This is a genomic window from Gordonia sp. DT219, from assembly GCF_049847065.1.
GTDB lineage: Bacteria > Actinomycetota > Actinomycetes > Mycobacteriales > Mycobacteriaceae > Gordonia.
Window position 1 is genome coordinate 48960 of record NZ_JBNCNR010000001.1, and the last position, 19241, is coordinate 68200.

Sequence of the window (19241 nt, forward strand, 5' to 3'; positions counted from 1 at the left end):
GCACATGACCGAAACCCCAGCCACCGACGGCCCGAACGCCTCCGCGATCACCTTCGACGACCTCGACATCGACGGCCGCGTACGCAGTGCGATCGCCGAGGTCGGCTATGAAACGCCCTCGCCGATCCAGGCGGCCACCATTCCACCACTCATGGCCGGCCGTGACGTCGTCGGACTGGCGCAGACGGGCACCGGCAAGACCGCGGCCTTCGCCATCCCGATCCTGTCGCGTCTCGACCCGTCGGTGCGCCGCCCGCAGGCGCTGATCCTCGCGCCGACCCGAGAGCTCGCCCTGCAGGTCGCCGAGGCATTCGGGCGCTATTCCGCGCACATGCCCGACGTCCGGGTGTTGCCCATCTACGGCGGCCAGAGCTACGGCGTGCAGCTTTCGGGGCTGCGACGCGGAGCGCAGGTGATCGTCGGTACCCCGGGTCGCGTCATCGACCACCTCGACAAGGGCACGCTCGATATCTCCCAGCTCGAATACCTCGTACTCGACGAGGCCGACGAGATGCTGACCATGGGCTTCGCCGAGGACGTCGAACGCATTCTGGCCGAGACGCCCGACTCCAAGCAGGTCGCGCTGTTCTCGGCGACGATGCCCAGCGCGATCCGGCGCCTGGCGCAGCGGTATCTGCACGACCCGCAGGAAATCACGGTCAAGGCCAAGACCGCGACCGCCCAGAACATCACCCAGCGCTACCTGCAGGTATCGCATCAGCGCAAGCTCGATGCGCTGACGCGGTTCCTGGAGGTCGAGACCTTTGACGCGATGATCGTGTTCGTCCGGACCAAGCAGGCCACCGAGGAACTCGCCGAACGGTTGCGGTCGCGCGGATTCTCGGCGGTCGCGATCAACGGCGACATGGTCCAGACGCAGCGTGAGCGGACCATCAACCAGCTCAAGGACGGTGGTATCGACATCCTCGTCGCCACCGACGTCGCTGCGCGTGGGCTCGATGTCGATCGCATCTCGCACGTGATCAACTACGACATCCCGCACGACACCGAGTCGTATGTACACCGCATCGGTCGTACCGGTCGTGCCGGGCGGTCCGGAAATGCACTGTTGTTCGTCTCGCCGCGCGAGCGCCATCTGCTCCGGGCGATCGAACGAGCCACCCGTCAGCCGCTCACCGAGATCGCGCTGCCGTCGGTCGAGGACGTCAATGCACAACGCGTGGCCAGGTTCGCCGATTCGATCACCGAGAACCTCAACTCCGACAACCTCGACGTGTTCCGCAAACTCGTCGAGGACTACGCGCGTGACAAGGATGTCGCGATGGCCGACATCGCGGCCGCGCTCGCGCTCGAGACCCGTGACGGCGGGTTTCTCATGGCTCCCGATCCGCCCGCGAACGAGCGTTCGGCACGCCGGGAACGCACCGAGCGCGCCCCCCGCAAGGGCGGGGGCTCCTTTGCCACGTATCGGATCGCGGTGGGGCGCAGGCACAAGGTGTCGCCGGGCGCGATCGTCGGTGCGATCGCCAACGAGGGCGGACTGAGCCGGGGCGACTTCGGCAACATCAGCATCCGCGACGACTTCTCGCTCGTCGAACTCCCCGAGGACCTCGATCGTGAGACCCTCGAACGGCTCCGCAACACCCGGATCGGTAAGAACGCGATCGACCTGCGCCGCGACATGGGTGCGCCGCGTACCCGCGGAGGCAACAAACGTGACGGCCAGAGCCAGCGCGGTCGCGATGGACACAACTCGCGAGGCGAGGGGTGGGGCAAACGCGGTTCTCGCCATGTCGCCGGCCGGGGACGCAACTGACCGGCCCCGCATCGCGGCATCAAGTCATGCGTCGCGTGTGACAATATTTGTCGTTTCGAGATTATTCCGTAACCTTGTTGGCGGGTGGAACGATCAACCCAGTGCACGTAGCCGTCCAGCAACTTCAGGAGCAATCACCGGTGTCAATGGTGAATTCGATCTCAGCAGCCGAAGCCTTGTCTCATACCCGCGAGGGCGAAGCCGTCGTCGTCGATGCGCGACCACAGGTGATGCGTCACCAGGGCAGTCTGCCCGGCGCGGTCGTCGTCGATCCGACCGAGGTCAGAGCGCGGTTGGCGCCCACGGCGTCGGGAGCGTTCCCGGTCATCGGCGACCGCGACACCGAGATCAACGTCGTGTCCGTCTCCTCGCAGGCGCCTCGCATCGCCGAACAGATCGCCGACCTCGGCTACACCAAGGTGCGCTACGTCGACGGCGGTTTCCGCGCACTGCGCCGCACCACGTCGTGATCGCGGCGCCTGCCCCGGCGGCGGCGACTTGATAGCGTGATGGGTCAGCCCGACCGAGCGCCGGTGTCATCCGGCCGGGTCGGGGGATCTGCGCAGGAGGAAGCCGGGCTGATGACCGCGGAGGACAGTCGCGAAGAATGTCGCGACCAGGTGGTGCGCCTACTCGGATTCCTTTCCGATCTCCTCGCCTCGCGAGAGCGTTCCACCCGTCATCTCGACGCGCACCCTGCCCGGCTCGACGTCGGCCGTTCCACGACCGTCGCCGTACGGCCGGTCGCGGTAGCCGGGCAGACCGTCATCGAACTCGAGCCCGGAGCTCCTGGCTTCGACGAGCTGTCGGCGATGGTCGGGGAGTCGCACAGCCACCCCGAGACCCGTGAGCTGGTCCTGGCGAGCGGCTTGCTGACCGTCACTTCCACCGACGGCGACGCCGGGGGGTCCGGCGCTGCGCTGGTACACGACCATTTGCTGATCCAAGAGGTCCTCGCCCGACGCGATCCCGACACCGGGACGATCCGTGTCGGATTGGGGGCCGGCTCGGCACCGATCACACAAGACAGTCGTCTCCTCGCGAGCGTCGATGGGATCGATCTGTCGCCCACCGTCAGATTCCGGTCGAGGTTCGAGGCGCTGCCCAGTGTGATCGCCCCGAAGACCGCCGAGCTCGTCGACGAGTGGCTGGCGCGGGTGGATGCCGACCCCGAGCGCGTCCACATGTCGGTGGACGCATCGGCAGCCGCATTGGTGCTGCGTGCACGGACGACGACGGCGTTGGCCGACTTCTACGATGCCATCGGCGACCGCCTGCGCGAGTTGTCCGACGAAGACGTACCGATCGGTTTGGCCCAGCTCGTGGCGCCGGTCGAGGCGACCGAACGGATCGAGGCGCTGTCCTCGTCGGGGGCGATCGCCGCCGACGAACTGGTCGCCGACGCTCTCTACCCGTTGCCCTCCAACGTCGAACAGCGCGATGTGCTGGCCCGTCTCGGCGCCGATACCGGCGTCGTGGTCGAGGGACCACCGGGCACCGGCAAAACCCAGACGATCGCGAATGTCGTTGCCGCACTTCTTGCCAAGGGCCAGCGTGTCCTGGTGACGAGTGAGAAGGCCGGCGCCCTGACGGTGCTGCGCGACATCTTGCCGCCCGAGTTGCGGTCACTGACCGTCTCGACGGCCGACATCACCGGCGATCACTTCGAGTCCATGGTGTCGGGCGTGGCCGAGATCGGTGAACGCAAGGCGACCTACACCGAGAGCGTCGGTCGTGCCGAGATCGACGACCTCGTGGCGCGACGCGAGCAAGCAATCGATCGTCGCGAGCGCGCGCTTCGCGCGCTGTGGGAGTTACGCCGCTCGGAGACCGAGATCCACGAATGGGTGGCCGGCGACTATCAGGGCACCGCCGCCCAGATCGTGCGTGCGTGCAACGCCGACGCCGACCTCTTCGACTGGTTGCCCGGACCGATCGACGGCGCATTGCCCCCACTCGACACCGGTGAGTTCGGCCGCCTGCTCGGCCTGTTGCGCACCACCCGCGAGCAGACGCCGCGTCTGTCGCAGCGGTTCGTCGACCTCGATGCCCATCTACCCGACCCGGCCACGATGGATCAGATATGCGTGCGGATCGCCGGGCGACCGGTCGAGCCGATGGTCGGCAGCGGTTCGCTGATGTCGATCCTCGCCGACACCGACAGCGTCCGTCTGCTGCATGTCAAAGAGATCTGTGATCGACTCGGCGTCGCGGCAGCCGAGGTCGGCGACTTCCCGGCGACCATGGTGGACATGGCAGATCGGCTACTCGCCGGACAGGCCGCGCATCTGTGGTCGCGGGTGATCGGTCTCTCGCCGGTCATCGCCGATGCCGCTCGACGCGATCGGGATCTGGGCGCCCGCGCCGTCACCGTCGACGGCGTCCGGCCCGGAGACGGCGAGCTGTTCGCCGCGGCGGCGGCATACCTGCGGTCCGGCGGCCGCTGGCGCGGCCGGTTGCGCCGATCCGACGAGCAGCGCGCAGTCGAGGAGTCGGGGGTGGTGGCCACCGTCGACGGACGGGCTGCGACCGACGAGCGATCGCTGCAAGCAGTTGCCGATCACCTCGCCGTGTTCGACGCCGTGCATCACGTACAGCGCGTGCTCGCCGATCTCCACGTCCCCGTCGACACGTCGGGATCGCGCTCGTCCCAACTGAATCGACTGGTCCTGCTCGACGGGCAGTTGGGCTGCATCTCGGCGCTGCTCTCCGCGCGCGACGAACTCGTCCGGGAGTTGGAGGCGATCAGCCCCGGCGGCCCGCGGCCACATAGCGTCGCCAGAGCAGCCGAGGTCGCCCGCGAGGCGGGCGCCATCGCCGCAGCCAACGACGCGTTGCTGGCGGAGGAAGAGCTCGCCGATCGCGCCTACCGGCTGGCCGAGCAACTGGAGAAGGGTCCCTCACCGGAAGGTGACGCGCTGGTGTCGGCGCTGGCGAATGCCGATGCCGAAGCCATCCGAACCGCGCGCCGAGCGGCATCGCGCGCCCATTCCGAGTGGGAGGACCAGACCGCTCTCGACCTGCTGATGCTGCGCTTGCGAAGCAGGGCACCGGATTTCGCCGAGGTGCTGGAGGCCACAGCCGACGATGGGGCGTGGGACGCGCGGTTGCGCCGGGTCGTCGACGCCTGGGCCTGGCGGCGCGCACGTACGTGGGCGTCGGAGCGCAGCGACCCGCACGGGGAGCACCGGTGGTCGTCGGCACTCGATGAGGCCGAGGCCGACATCGCTCAGCTGACCACCCAACTGGCCGCGGCACGCGCGTGGGCGGCGTGCCTGTCACGGGTCACCGTCGGCCAGGTGCAGGCGCTCCAGTCCTACCGCGACCACATCATCAATCTGGGCAAGGGTTCGGGTAAGCATGCGAACCGCTTCCGCGCCGCAGCGCGCGAGGCGATGACCGAGGCCGTCGGCGCCGTACCCGCGTGGGTGATGCCGATGTCTCAAGTGGTGGAAATGGTTCCGCCGACACCGAATTCCTTCGACGTGGTGATCGTCGACGAGGCAAGCCAATCCGACATCACAAGCGTGTTCCTGCTCTGGCTCGCCCCACGGGTGATCGTCGTCGGCGACGACCGGCAGTGCGCGCCCAACGGGCTGGCGGGCACCACACTCGACGACGCATTTGCCGCCCTCGATGCACGACTGCCCGACCTGCCCCACTATCTGCGCGACGGCCTCACTCCGCGTTCGAGCCTGTTCTCGTTGCTGCGCAGCAGATTCGGGCACGTTATCCGTTTGCGTGAGCAGTTCCGTTCGATGCCGGAGATCATCGGATTCTCCTCGGCCCAGTTCTACGCCGACGCCCCGCTCGTCCCGGTTCGTCAGCACGGCGCCGACATTCTCGATCCACTGCGTACCGTGCGGGTATCCGGAACCGCGACGGGGCAGGGCAATTCGGTGGTCAATGCGGCCGAAGTGGACGAGTTGGTGTCGGCGCTCGTGAATTGCCTGTCCGACAGCGCCTACGCGGGAATGGATTTCGGTGTCATCGCGCTGCAGGGGATCAAGCAGGTCGAGCTGCTCACCGCCGCCCTGCGGGAGCAGATCGACGACGAGACCTGGCGATCGCGACGAATCCGGGTGGGGACGCCACCCGACTTCCAGGGTGATGAGCGACGGGTGATCCTCCTGTCGATGGTGGTCTCGGATCCCACCGCGATCGCCGCGCTCACCCGCGCGGAATCCCAGCGCCGCATCAATGTTGCGGCATCACGGGCGATGGACCAGATGTGGCTGTTCCATTCGATCGACCTCGCCGATCTCGCTCCCGTCGACCTGCGACGTTCGCTGTTGGGCTACATGCAGGCCAACGTGGGCCCCGCGGTCGGCCCGATGCCCGCCGACGTTCCCGACGACCGCCGCGTCGCGCCATTCGAGAGCCTCTTCGAGCAGCGGATCTTCAATTGGCTTGCCGCCCGTGGGTATCACGTCACCCCCAAGGTCGTCGTCAACAACCGGTCCATCGATCTCATGGTCACCGGCGCCGACGGGCGTCTGGCAGTGGAATGTGACGGAGATGAATTCATGACCACCGGCGCCCAGGCCCGCTCGGACATGGAACGTGAACGTGAACTTCGGCGCTGTGGCTGGGAATTCTGGCGGGTGCGCGAATCGGAGTTCGAGCTCGACCCCGACGCCGCGCTGGCGCCGTTGACCGAGGCGCTGGACCGCCGTGGTGTGAAGCCCGGATCGGTCGGCCCGCGCGACGCAGCCGGTTCGGCGAGCGTTGCGTGGGAGCCGGTGGACCTCAGCGCGGCCGACTAGCAAATCGGCAGACACCTCTCGCTCGGAACCCGAGAGTGATGTCTACCGATTCCCGGTCACCGCCCCGACGAGCGCGGGTAGGGCCACCGCGGCGCCGGCGGCGATCCGATATCGGGCGTGCGGCGTGAGCGCCGACGGCTCCGGATTGATTTCGATGACCGGAATGCCTGCGGTGGCCGCGCGCTCGGGAAGGGATGCGGCCGGATAGACGATGCCGCTGGTGCCCACCACCAGGACGAGGTCGGTGGCGCGAAAGGCGGCGTCGGCGCGAGTCCAGTCCCGCTCCGGAAGTGGTTCGCCGAACCACACCACACCCGGCCGCACCGCGCAGCCGCAGTACCGGCACGCCGGCGGCGCGACCCGCGGCAGTTCGCCGGTCTGCTCGGGGTCGGGAACGTCGACGGGATCTGTCTGATCATGGGGCCGGCCGCACGCCGAACACCGTGGCGTGAAGAGGCTTCCATGGAGGTGACTTGTCACCGGTGTGCCGGCACGTTCGTGGAGGTCGTCGACGTTCTGCGTCACCACCATCACTGCTCGCGGATCGTGGCCGGTGGGCACGCCCGCGCCGGCGAGCCGGCCAAGGGCACGATGGCCGGCATTGGGTTCCCGGCGCCGCACCTGCCCGGCACGCCACTGGTACCAGCCCCAGACGAGAGCGGGATCGTCGTTCCACGCCTGGGGTGTCGCCAACGTGGTCGGGTCGAAGTTCTCCCAGAGTCCGGTACGGGCGTCTCGGAAGGTGGGTATTCCGCTCTCGGCGCTCATACCGGCACCGCTGAACACGGTTATCCAGTCCGCGGCCCGGACCATGTCGGTGACCTCGGCAGGAATGGCCGACGACTCGACACTCACGACTCGTCCCGTGACATCAGCGCGGTACGCAGGATCTCTGCTGTCGAATCCGGGTCGGGGTCCCGGCGCAAGATCAGCCCACGAACAAAGCGCAGGCGATCTCCGTCGGTACGCGGCACCACGTGCAGATGGGTGTGGAAAACGGTCTGGAAGGCGGCCCGGCCGTCGTTGATCGCGAGATTGATGCCGTCGGCGGAGAGGTCGGAATCCTTCATCGCCGCGGCGACCGCCTGGCCGCCCCACAACATCGCGGCGCCGGTCTGCGGGTCGAGGTCGGACAATCCGGACGAGTGGGTGCGGGGAACGATCAAGGTGTGCCCGCGGGTGATGGGCCGGATGTCGAGGAAGCCGAGCACGTGCGGGTCGGAATAGACCACGCGGGCCGGTGCCGCGCCGGCCACGATGTCACAGAAGACGCAGTCGGTCATGACCGATCACCCTACGTGCCCCAGATCGGACACCGGAAAGGTTCGCGCTCGTCAGACCGCCGTAGGCGTGTCCCAGCTCACATAACGGTTCTATAACGAATCGCGGACGTCGTACCGAGTGTGCATCTTGTCCTCGGAAATCCCCGTGAACTGGCGCAACCGGCGCCGGGATGAAACCCGACCGAGTGCACACCTGTGTTACCCGCCGGATTACCCACGGGTATACCGGGCCGCCGGGCCAGAACATGAGGAATCACTCACTTTCCTGTGTCATGATGAGTGCCACGAACACGTCGGTGGTGCCCTACTGCCGAACGCGCCGAGCCGAAGCCGTTGTCGGACAACGTGTTCATGACCAATGCGACCACAATTTCGGGCCGGCTCCACCGAGCGCCGGTCTCGATCGTGCGTGCCCGCAGCCGGGCGCAATCACCTGTCGTACGACAACCGGACACAACCACAGGAGTTCATGTGACCGTCGATCACCATCGTTCCGGAGCAGACCGCGCCCGCCCCAGGGACGCCAACGCGCCCACGCAGGCACTGATCGATCGCCTTGACGCCGGCGAGCCCTACGCGATCAGTTTCGGAGGTCAGGGCGCGGCGTGGCTGCAGACCCTGGCGGAGCTGGTGGTCGACGCCGACCTCGAACATCGGGTGGCGACGATCGTGGATGCCGCCGAGCGGCTCGTGGAGCCGGTCGCCGAGCAGATCACTATCGCTCGGCCCGACGGGTTCCACCCGATGTCCTGGGTAAACGCGTTCGACGCCGGCGAGTCTGTTCCGACCGACGCCGAACTGGCCGACTTCACGCTCTCTGGTCCGGGCGTCCTGATGAGCCAGCTCGCTGCACTCGAATCGCTCAAGAAGCAGGGGCTCGATACCGCGCAGATCACCCCACGGTCGGTCATCGGGCATTCGCAGGGCTCGTTGGCCACCGGCGCGGTCGGGGTCGACGGCGGCGCGGTGTCCGGCCAGGGCCTGCTGCTGGCGGTTGCACACCTGATCGGCGCTGCCGGTACCATCGTCGCGCGTCGTCGGGGACTGGTCCCCACCACCGACGGTTCGCCGATGGTCGCGGTATCCGGAGTGCGGCCAGAACGGATCGAATCCCTGCTCCGGCAGTACCGTGCCGAACTCGCGGACCCGGAACAGTCGACCGCGCCGGTCATCGCGATCCGCAACAGCCGCACCTCGCTGGTGCTCTCCGGCGCCCCCCGTCACCTCCGGGCGTTCGCCGCGCTCTGCGAGAAGGTTGCCGCCGACGCCGCCGACGAACGCAAGCGCAAGGTCACCGGAGGCGCTCCCTTCGATCCGACCTTCGACGATCTCGCGGTCAGTGTCGCCTTCCACCATCCGGCGATGGACGGTGCCGTCGATCTGGTCGGGCAGTGGGCGCACGCGTGCGGCATCGATGTCGAGCTCGCCACGCGCCATGCCCACGACATCCTCGTCGCCGCGGTGGACTGGGTGAGCACCGTCGAGGCCGCAGCCGGCAGCGGGGCACGCTGGATCCTGGACTTCGGCCCCGGCGATCTCGCCACCCGTCTCACCGCTCCTATCGTGCGTGGCCAGGGGATCGGTCTCGTGCCCGCCGCACTGCGCGGCGGACAGCGAAACCTGTTCACCCCCGGGGGGATTCCCGAAGTCGCCCGCCCCTGGCGCGAATTCGCGCCGACCCTTGCGCAGCTACCCGACGGGCGGCGCGTGGTGCAGACCGCGTTCACCAAATTGACCGGGCGGTCGCCGATGCTGCTGGCCGGGATGACACCGACGACGGTCGACCCGGCCATCGTCGCCGCCGCTGCCAATGCCGGTCACTGGGCCGAGCTCGCCGGTGGTGGACAGGTCACCGAGCAGATCCTCGCCGACAACATCGCCACCCTCACCGATCTACTCGAGCCCGGGCGGCAGGCCCAGTTCAACGCGCTGTTCCTCGATCCGTACCTGTGGAAGTTGCAGCTCGGCGGCCGGCGCCTCGTGCAGAAGGCGCGCGCACAGGGTGCGCCGATCGACGGTGTGATCGTCTCGGCCGGCATTCCCGAACTCGACGAGGCCGTCGCGCTCGTCGACGAGTTGGTCGAGGCCGGTTTGCGTTTCGTCGCATTCAAACCCGGCACGGTCGCCCAGATCCGATCGGTGATCCGGATCGCGGCCGAGGTGCCACATCACCCGGTCATCGTCCAGATCGAAGGTGGTCGCGCGGGTGGGCATCACTCGTGGGAGGATCTCGACGACCTGCTGCTGGCCACCTATGGCGAGCTGCGCGCCCGCTCGAACGTCGTGGTTTGCGTGGGTGGTGGTATCGGTACGCCCGAGCGTGCCGGGGACTACCTCACCGGCGCGTGGGCCACCACGCACGGTCATCCGCTGATGCCGCTCGACGGTATCCTGATCGGCACCGCGGCGATGGCCACCAAGGAGGCCACCACCGCGCCCGGCGTCAAGCAGTTGCTGGTGGACACCGTGGGCTGTGGCGAATGGATTGGTGCAGGACGCGCGAGCGCCGGAATGGCCTCGGGCCGTAGCCAACTCGGCGCCGACATCCATGAGGTCGACAACGCGGCCTCGCAGTGCGGCCGACTGCTCGACGAGGTGGCCGGTGACGCCGATGCGGTCGCACGGCGCCGCGACGAGATCATCGCCGCGATGGCACCCACGGCCAAACCATACTTCGGCGACGTCGCCGACATGACCTACCGGCAGTGGCTGGACCGCTACATCACCCTCGCGGTGGGTGCGGCCGACGGCGATCGGCTCGCCTGGGCCGACATCTCGTGGCAGCAGCGGTTCGTCGAGATGTTGCGCCGCGCCGAGGCTCGCATGAATGCGCAGGACTCGGGCCGGATTCCCACGATGTTCGCCGGCATCGACGCGACCGACGACCCGTACGCCGCAATCGAAACGCTCCTCGGCGCCTATCCCGAGGCCGCAGTCGACGTGCTGCACCCCGCCGACGTCACGTTCTTCCTGGAACTGTGCCGCACCCCCGGCAAGCCGGTGAACTTCGTGCCCGTCATCGACAAGGACGTGCGCCGATGGTGGCGCAGTGACTCGCTGTGGCAGGCACACGACGCGCGATACCCGGCCGACGCGGTCTGCATCATCCCCGGTCCGGTGGCCGTTGCCGGCATCACCCGCGTCGACGAGCCCGTCGGCGACCTCCTCGATCGCTTCGAGGCGCACGTCGTCACCGACCTCACCGCCGCCGGTGCGCAGCCGTGCGTCATCGATTCGCGCAAACAGGCGGGGCTGATCGCCGACACCGGTCCGCTGGCCGGCGTGCTCGACGCCGACGACGTCTGCTGGGCGGGTCGGATGGTTCCGAGTCCGATTGCCCGACTGGGAGATCGCGGCAGTTGGTCGGTGCTCTCCGGAGTCCGCTGTGAGCACGAGCCCACCGGCTCGGTCCTGGAAATGGTCGCCGATGAGCGCTTCGACCTCATCGTTCCGATCTCGACTGCCTCGGTGCGGATCCCGTTGCGGGTGGACACCTCGCTTCGGGACGGCGGCAACCCATCGGTGCTCGCCGACGACGCGGCCGCCGCGATGCGTGAGATCCTCACCGTCGCTGCCGGTGGCTCATTGGCCGATGTCACCGACGCAATGTCGACGACGACTGTGACCTGGGCGCCGGATTCGGTCGCCGACCACGCCGCCGTGACCGGCCACTCGCTGCCCGCACACCTGCATCCCACGACACCGGCCGAGCCGTTCGGCTTCGCGGTGCCCGACACGTTGGTCGGCGCCTGCTGGCCGAGCGTGTTCAGTGTCATCGGGGCCGCCACCACCGACGACGGACTTCCGATCGTCGAAGGCCTGCTCGATCTCGTGCACCTCGACCACGCCGTGCACATCGTCGGTGATATCCCCACGGTCGCAACGGATCTGACCGTGTCCGCGACGACCGGTCCGGTGACCGACACCGAGGTCGGCCGGGTCGTCGAGGTAGCTGTCGACGTTCGCGACGGTGATACCCCGATTGCCCTGATGACCGAGCGCTTCGCGATACGCGGACGCCTCGGAGCGACCGAGCTGGCCGACCCGGTCCGCGCAGGTGACGCGATCGTCGACGAGGGGAGCGCGACCCGCAAGACGCTGCGCATCGCGACCATCACGGCCCCGGCGCGGATGAGCGGATTCGCCGCGGTCTCCGGCGACCGCAACCCGATACACACCGACCTCTGCGCCGCGCGCCTCGCGGGCCTCGGCGAGCCGATCGTGCACGGGATGTGGCTCTCGGCCGCGGCCCAGCAGGTGGTGACCGCCACCGATGCCAAGAATCCGAGCCCGTCTCCGCGTCCCCTGACCGGTTGGACCGCACGGTATCTGGGCATGGTTCGCACGGGAGACGTCATCACCGTCCGGGTCGACCGCGTCGGCCTGGACGCCGGCCGTGAGGTCGTCGAGGTCACCGCCAAGGTCGGTGACCACCTCGTGATGAGCGCCACCGGCCTGCTCGCTGCACCGCGCACCGTGTACGCCTTCCCCGGTCAGGGCATTCAGAGCAAGGGCATGGGCCTCGATGCCCGCTCACGGTCGAAGGCTGCGCGTGAAGTGTGGGATCGCGCCGACGCGCACACCCGTGCCGCCCTGGGCTTTTCGATCCTCGCGGTGGTTCGTGACAATCCGACGACCCTGATCGCGGGCGGGTGCACCTATCACCACCCTGACGGGGTGCTGTTCCTGACCCAGTTCACCCAGGTCGCGATGGCGACTCTCGGTGTCGCGCAGATCGCCGAACTCCAAGAGAACGGTGGCTTCGTCGAGGGAGCGATCACCTGCGGTCACTCGGTCGGCGAGTACAACGCGCTTGCCGCGTGTGCCGGTGTGCTGCCGCTCGAGGCGGTCCTGGAAGTCGTGTTTCAGCGTGGCGAGGCCATGCACCACCTGGTGCCCCGAGACAGCGAGGGCCGCAGCGACTATCGGATGGCCGCGATCCGGCCGAGCCAGTTCGGCCTCGACGACGCCGAGGTGACCGAATTCGTGGCGCAGCTCGGCGCCGACTGCGGCGAGTTCCTCGAGGTCGTCAACCTGAACCTGCTCGGCTCGCAGTATGCGATCGCCGGCACCGTCGGTGGCCTGCAGGTACTCGAGGACGAGATCGAGCGTCGCCGTATCGAATTCGGCGGGAAGCGCTCGTTCATCCTGGTGCCGGGCATCGACGTGCCGTTCCACTCCACGGTATTGCGTGCGGGGGTGCCCGAGTTCCGTGGCAAGCTCGAGGCGCTGCTGCCCGCGGAGTTCGATCCGTCCATCCTGGTCGGTCACTACATCCCGAATCTCGTTCCGCGATTGTTCAACCTCGGCCATGACTTCGTCGCCGAGATCGCCGCACTGGTCCCGTCCGATCCGCTGAACGCGGTGCTCGCGGAATGGGATTCGTGGTCGGCACGCCCGGCCGCACTCGCCCGGGTGATCCTCATCGAGTTGCTGGCCTGGCAATTCGCCAGCCCGGTGCGCTGGATCGAGACCCAGGACCTGCTGTTCTCCGGACCCGAGCGGGGCGGCCTCGGTGTGCAGCGCTTCGTCGAGATCGGACTCAAGGGTGCGCCGACCCTCGCGGGGCTGGCGACCAACACCCTCAAACTCGACCGCTATCAGCGCACCACCACCGAGGTGGTGAACCTCGAACGCGACGCCGAGGTCATCCTGGCCCGCGACTCCGCACCGGAACCCGAGGACGCCGACGCGCCGGCCGCGACCACGCCGGATCAGTCGGTCGCTGCCGAAACCGTGACGGCGGCAACCGCTTCGGTCACGCCGGTGCCCGCTGCCGCCGCCGGACCGCGTCCCGACGACATCCTGTTCGGACCGGCCGACGCGGTCAGGGCCGTGATCGCGCTGTGGACCAAGATGCGCACCGATCAGATCGGCGCTGCCGACACCATCGAGGCCCTGTGCGACGGGGTGTCCTCGCGGCGTAATCAGCTGCTCCTCGACATCGGTGGTGAGCTCGGGCTCGGCGCCATCGACGGCGCCGCCGAAGCCGACATGGCGGCCCTCGCATCCACCGTGGAAAGCCTCGCCCGCGGATACCGGCCGCTCGGCGCGGTGCTGACCGACGCGGTCGGCGACCAGATCCGCAAGGTGATCGGTCCGACCGGCAAGCGGCAGTCCTACCTCACCGACCGCGTCACCGGCGTCTGGCAACTGGGCCCGGGCTGGGCCCTGCACACCCAGGTCGCGCTCGCACTGGGCACCCGCGAGGGTGCCAGCGTCCGGGGCGGCGACCTCGGCGATCTGCTCGACGGTACCGTTGCCGACACCGCGGCTCTCGACACCGTGATCGACCGCGCCGTGGCCGCAGTGGGCGAGTCGCGAGGCATCGCCGTGGCCAAGCCCGCCGCCGAATCCGGCGGCGGCGCAACAGTTGACGCGGCCGCACTGGGTGAGTTCACCGAAGCGATCACCGGACGCTCCGGCGCGCTCGCCTCCGCCGCCTACACCCTGCTCTCGAAACTTGGCCTGGCCGGGCACAGCTCGGCACCCGAGCAGACCGAAGACCCCGATGCCGTGCTCGCCGCGCGGGTCGGCGACGAACTGGGACCGGAGTGGGTGCGGACGGTGGCACCGGCCTTCGACGCCGCCAAGGCCGTGCTCATCGACGATCGCTGGGCCGGTGCACGCGAGGACCTCGTGCGGATCTGGCTGACCGCCGACACCGAGCTCGATGCCGACCAGGACACGGTCGTCAGCCGCTTCGCCGGGGCGAGTAATACGGTTGCGGCACAGGCTGACTGGTGGCGCGACCGGGCCCGGACCTCCGGGAATCAGGTACACGAGCGCCTTTTCGGGGCCATCGCCCGCATCGCCGGCGAACCCGCACGTGGACAGTGGGCCGACGACGTTGCGGTGGTGACCGGGGCCAGCAAGGGCTCGATCGCCGCGTCGGTCGTGGCCGCGCTGCTGGCCGGCGGCGCCACCGTGGTGGCGACCACCTCGCGACTGAACTCCGAACGACTTGCCTTCTACACGAAGCTTTTCCGGGAGAATGCGCGTTTCGACGCAGCTCTGTGGGTGGCGCCGGCGAATATGGCCGCCTACACCGACGTCGACGATCTCGTGCATTGGGTGGGCAGCGAACAGACCGAGAACCTCGGTGGCACCACCGCGGTGGTCAAGCCCGCGCTCAAACCGACGCTGCTGTTCCCGTTCGCCGCTCCGCGGGTGGCCGGTGACCTCACCGACGCGGGTGCGCGTGCCGAACTGGAGATGAAGGTCCTGCTCTGGTCGGTGGAGCGGCTGATTGCCGGTCTGTCCGAGATCGGCGCCGACTACGACCTCGCCGCACGGTTGCACGTGGTGCTGCCGGGCTCGCCCAACCGCGGCATGTTCGGCGGTGATGGTGCCTACGGTGAGAGCAAGGCGGCACTCGATGCACTCGTGACCCGATGGGCGGCCGAGGAGTCCTGGGGTTCGCGGACCACCCTGGCGCATGCCCTGATCGGCTGGGTCACCGGCACCGGGTTGATGGGTCACAACGACGGCATGGTCGCCGCGGTCGAGGCCGCCGGGGTGCGCACCTGGACCACCGACGACATGGCCGCCAATCTGCTCGGCCTGTGCGACCCGGGCACCCGAGCCGCCGCACGTGCGGCGGCGGTGACGGCCGACTTCACCGGCGGGCTCGACCCGTCGATCAATCTCAGGGCACTCGCTGCGCAGGCCACCGGTGAGGTGACCGGTGGGGCCGAGCAGACCGAGGTGGTCGAGGAGGACCGCCCCCTGACCGTCGCCGCGCTGCCCGCCCCGGCCCGCGCGGCCGAGGGGCCGAGGGTGGCGTGGCCGCGGATCGACTCGCGTCCGGAGGACCTGGTCGTCATCGTCGGAGCCGGTGAGCTCGGCCCGTATGGGTCGGCGCGCACGCGGTTCGAGATGGAGGTCGACGAGAAGCTCAGTGCTGCCGGCGTTGTGGAGCTCGCCTGGAATACCGGACTGATCACCTGGGACACCGCGCCCCGGCCGGGCTGGTATGACACCGCCACCGGCGACCCGGTGCCCGAGGCCGACATCGCCGAGCGGTACCACGATGAGGTGGTGCAACGATGTGGCATCCGTCGCTACGCCGACGAGGGCGCCATGGTCGAGGGCACCGCACCGCTGCTGACGTCGGTGTTCCTCGACGAGGACCTGACCTTCACGGTGTCCTCGGAGGCCGAGGCCCGCGCGTTCGCGTCGGCCGATCCGGAACGTACGCGGGTCGTGGCCGGCGCCGAGACCGGCGACTGGCAGGTCACCCGGCTGGCCGGCACCGAGATCCGGGTGCCGCGCCGATTCGAGCTGACGCGCACGGTCGGCGGGCAGATCCCGACCGGATTCGACCCGACCCGCTGGGGCGTCTCGGCGGACATGGCCGAGTCGATCGACCGCGTCGCGCTGTGGAACCTGGTCGCCACCGTCGACGCGTTCCTCTCCTCGGGCTTCACCCCGAGCGAGCTGATGCGATGGGTGCACCCGGGTCTGGTGGCCAACACGCAGGGCACCGGTATGGGCGGGATGACCTCGATGCGCGAGCTCTACATCAACACCCTGCTCGGTGAGGCCAAGGCCAACGACATCCTGCAGGAGGCTCTGCCCAATATCGTTGCCGCCCACGTCGTGCAGTCCTACGTCGGCAGCTACGGCGCGATGATCCATCCGGTCGCCGCGTGTGCGACCGCGGCGGTCTCGGTCGAGGAGGGCGTCGACAAGATCCGGTTGGGCAAGGCGCAGTTCGCGGTGGCCGGCGGCTTCGACGATCTCGGTATCGAGGGCGTCGTCGGATTCGGCGACATGTCGGCGACGGCGGAATCGTCGAAGATGGTCGCACGCGGAATCGACGAGCGTCGCTACTCGCGGGCCAACGACCGCAGGCGGGGCGGATTCGTCGAATCCCAAGGCGGCGGAACGGTTCTGCTGGCCCGCGGCGATGTCGCGGCGGAGATGGGACTGCCGGTCCTCGGCGTGGTGGCGTGGGCGCAGAGCTTCGGTGACGGCGTGCACACCTCCATTCCGGCCCCCGGGCTCGGTGCGCTGGGTGCCGCACGCGGCGCCCTGGACTCGCCGCTGGCCGATGCGCTGGGTGCCCTGGGTGTGGCCGCCGACGACGTCGCGATCATCTCCAAGCACGACACCTCCACCCGCGCAAACGATCCCAACGAATCCGAACTGCACGAGCGGCTGGCAGACGCGATCGGGCGCAGTGCAGGCGCTCCGCTGTTCGTCGTCTCCCAGAAGTCGCTGACCGGTCACGCCAAGGGTGGTGCGGCGGCCTTCCAGCTGATCGGACTATGTCAGATGCTGCGGGCCGGCGTGATCCCGCCGAACCGGAGCCTCGACTGCGTCGACGAGCAGATGAAGCAGTACCGGCATCTGGTCTGGCCGCGCGAGACGCTGCGGACGGGGGAGCGACTGCCGCTCAGGGCCGGGCTGCTGACCAGCCTCGGATTCGGGCACGTGTCGGGTCTGATCGCCGTCGTCCATCCCGAGGCGTTCATCGCTTCGCTGCACCCGGCCGAACGCGACGACTATCGCCGCCGCGCCGCCGACCGGGAACGCAACGGCCGCCGCCGATTCCTCGAGGCCATGTGCGGTGGCGAAGCCGCCTACCGTCGTCCGTCCAACCGTCGATTCGACGCGTCGCGCGACGAACACGACGCCGAGGCCCGCGTACTACTGGATCCGTCGGTGCGGCTGGACGGCTCCGGCGCCTACGGTGATGCGGCACAGTCGGTCTCGGACCCGAGACGCGCGGAAGCGATCTGATGGCGGTGTTGGGAGTCGGGATCGACCTGGTGTCGATCCCGGAATTCGCCGAACAATTGTCCCAGCCCGGTACGACGTTCACCGACCGGTTCACGGTCGGTGAGCGTCGGGACTCGGCCGCCGGGACCGGAGCGGACGCACGTCATCTCGCCGCGCGGTGGGCGGCCAAGGAGGCCGTCGTCAAGGCGTGGTCGGTGAGCCGGTTCGCCCGGTCGCCGTTGCTCCCGTTGATCCGGCACAGCGACATCGAGGTGGTCACCGACAACTGGGGCCGTCCCGCGATCCGGCTGGGCGGGGAGATCGCCGAGCACCTTCGCGACACGCAGGTGCACATCTCGCTCACGCATGACGGGCCGTCGGCCGCGGCGGTGGCCATCCTGGAAGGCGACGGCTGACGCGGTTCCGCGGCGGCCGGATCAGACTGTCCTCACACCGAGCTCGTGCTCTCCTCGAGGAGCAGATAGCCGGCCAGCATGCGTTTGAGTTCGCTCACCGTCTCCGGGTGGTCGTGGCCGTCCTGGACGGAGAAACTCAGCAAGGAGTATGCGGTATGCACCAGAACCTGCGACATCATGTCGCGGCGGGTGCGCTGCGACGGCGTCAGCGGGGCAAGCAGGCGCGACACCTGCTCGGCGAGTACGCGCTCGTTCTGCGAGGCGGTCGCCCGGGTTGCCGGTGTGGACTGAACCGCCAACCACACCGCACGCCGCGACGGATCGTCACGCCACAGCGCCGCAAGGTGATCGAGAAACTTCTCGAGCAGTACCGGCCACTCCAGTGAGGGCACCTCGGAGGCGAAAGCGGTGAGTTCTTCGCGTACGGCGACGGTGTCGAGGCGGTCGAGCTCGCAGACGATCACATACTTGTTGGCGAAGTACTGGTAGAGCGTTCCGATGGGAACCTCTGCGCGTGAAGCGATCTCCTCGCACGTCAACGACTCGAATCCGACCTCGGTGAGCAGTTGCCGAGCAGCGGCGAGCATCGCGGAGAACTTGCGCCTACTACGTTCCTGCGTGGGAAATTTGCGCGGGACGAGGGGCTGGGGGGTCATAGTGTGGGCTGTCGATCGGCGCGGGCCGGTCAGTCCAGCGCCAGATCACGCCGCAGTTTCGCGACGTGTCCGGTGGCACGGACGTTGTATTGCGCGAGGGCGATCGTCCCCGTCTCGTCGACGAGAAATGTCGATCGGATGACGCCGGTGACGGTCTTGCCGTAGAGCTTCTTCTCACCGAAGGCGCCCCACCGGCCGAGTACGGTCTTGTCCGGATCACTCAGCAGGGGAAAGGTGAGTCCCTCGGCTGCGGCGAACTTTGCGAGCTTCGCCGACGGGTCGGGCGAGATCCCGATCACGTCGATGCCCGCGTCGCCGAGTTCGCCGAGATTGTCCCGGAAGTCGCAGGCCTCCTTGGTGCAGCCGGGGGTGGCGGCGGCCGGATAGAAGTAGACGATCACCTTCCGGCCGGCGTAGTCGGCCAGGGACACCGGGTTGCCTTCCGCGTCGGGGAGCGTGAAGGCGGGTGCCGGGTCACCGACCTGGAGACGCTGTGTGGCTGACATGACGCCCAGGTTAGTCGATGTGGGCGGTGCTCACGGTCGGGTCATGGCGTAACCTAATGAGACCGCTGGCACTGTATCCGCTCCGCGCCGGGATTCGTCCCCGCGCGGGCG

The 19241-nt window shown here is 68.6% G+C and carries 9 protein-coding genes; 5 read left to right on the plus strand and 4 right to left on the minus strand.

The window, feature by feature from the left end:
* Positions 1-4 precede the first annotated feature (4 nt).
* The 3 genes from ACPXB3_RS00255 (at position 5) to ACPXB3_RS00265 (ending at position 6543) form a co-directional block, all read left to right on the plus strand.
* Positions 5-1777: a DEAD/DEAH box helicase gene (locus ACPXB3_RS00255; protein WP_425703028.1), complete on the plus strand. Its 1773-nt coding sequence runs from the start codon at positions 5-7 to the stop codon at positions 1775-1777.
* Positions 1778-1917: 140 nt separating this feature from the next.
* The gene (locus ACPXB3_RS00260; protein ID WP_425703030.1) at positions 1918-2247 is read left to right on the plus strand and encodes a rhodanese-like domain-containing protein; all 330 of its coding nucleotides are present in this window, start codon (positions 1918-1920) and stop codon (positions 2245-2247) included.
* Positions 2248-2286: 39 nt separating this feature from the next.
* Positions 2287-6543, plus strand: a complete 4257-nt coding sequence (locus tag ACPXB3_RS00265; protein WP_425725871.1) for an AAA domain-containing protein — start codon at positions 2287-2289, stop codon at positions 6541-6543.
* Between the two features lie 42 nt (positions 6544-6585).
* Here the strand turns inward: ACPXB3_RS00265 and ACPXB3_RS00270 are convergent, their stop codons facing one another.
* Together ACPXB3_RS00270 and ACPXB3_RS00275 are read right to left on the minus strand one after the other, a co-directional pair.
* Positions 6586-7398 carry an SIR2 family NAD-dependent protein deacylase gene (locus tag ACPXB3_RS00270; RefSeq protein WP_425703034.1) on the minus strand — a complete coding sequence of 271 codons (813 nt, stop codon included), beginning with the start codon at positions 7396-7398 and terminating at the stop codon, positions 6586-6588.
* Positions 7395-7826, minus strand: coding sequence for an HIT family protein (locus tag ACPXB3_RS00275; RefSeq protein ID WP_425725873.1), 432 nt, complete (start codon positions 7824-7826; stop codon positions 7395-7397). Before ACPXB3_RS00275 ends, ACPXB3_RS00270 begins: the two co-directional genes overlap by 4 nt.
* Before the next feature lie 471 nt (positions 7827-8297).
* On the opposite strand from ACPXB3_RS00275, the gene ACPXB3_RS00280 reads away from it, so the two are divergent.
* Together ACPXB3_RS00280 and ACPXB3_RS00285 are read left to right on the plus strand one after the other, a co-directional pair.
* Positions 8298-17573: a fatty acid synthase subunit beta domain-containing protein gene (locus ACPXB3_RS00280; protein WP_425725875.1), complete on the plus strand. Its 9276-nt coding sequence runs from the start codon at positions 8298-8300 to the stop codon at positions 17571-17573.
* Positions 17573-17968 carry a holo-ACP synthase gene (locus ACPXB3_RS00285; protein WP_425703040.1) on the plus strand — a complete coding sequence of 132 codons (396 nt, stop codon included), beginning with the start codon at positions 17573-17575 and terminating at the stop codon, positions 17966-17968. Before ACPXB3_RS00280 ends, ACPXB3_RS00285 begins: the two co-directional genes overlap by 1 nt.
* Before the next feature lie 32 nt (positions 17969-18000).
* Here the strand turns inward: ACPXB3_RS00285 and ACPXB3_RS00290 are convergent, their stop codons facing one another.
* On the minus strand, positions 18001-18624 hold the full coding sequence (locus tag ACPXB3_RS00290) for a TetR family transcriptional regulator (RefSeq protein WP_425725877.1): 624 nt from the start codon (positions 18622-18624) through the stop codon (positions 18001-18003).
* A gap of 29 nt (positions 18625-18653) precedes the next feature.
* On the minus strand, positions 18654-19130 hold the full coding sequence (gene bcp, locus ACPXB3_RS00295) for a thioredoxin-dependent thiol peroxidase (RefSeq protein WP_425725879.1): 477 nt from the start codon (positions 19128-19130) through the stop codon (positions 18654-18656).
* Positions 19131-19241 lie beyond the last annotated feature (111 nt).

Excerpts from the sequence above, each read along its gene's own strand:
- ACPXB3_RS00290 (WP_425725877.1), bottom strand. The coding sequence starts at position 18,624 with ATGACCCCCCAGCCCCTCGTCCCGCGCAAATTTCCCACGCAGGAACGT.
- ACPXB3_RS00275 (WP_425725873.1), bottom strand. The coding sequence starts at position 7,826 with ATGACCGACTGCGTCTTCTGTGACATCGTGGCCGGCGCGGCACCGGCC.
- ACPXB3_RS00285 (WP_425703040.1), top strand. The coding sequence starts at position 17,573 with ATGGCGGTGTTGGGAGTCGGGATCGACCTGGTGTCGATCCCGGAATTC.
- ACPXB3_RS00255 (WP_425703028.1), top strand. The coding sequence starts at position 5 with ATGACCGAAACCCCAGCCACCGACGGCCCGAACGCCTCCGCGATCACC.
- ACPXB3_RS00265 (WP_425725871.1), top strand. The coding sequence starts at position 2,287 with ATGGGTCAGCCCGACCGAGCGCCGGTGTCATCCGGCCGGGTCGGGGGA.
- bcp (WP_425725879.1), bottom strand. The coding sequence starts at position 19,130 with ATGTCAGCCACACAGCGTCTCCAGGTCGGTGACCCGGCACCCGCCTTC.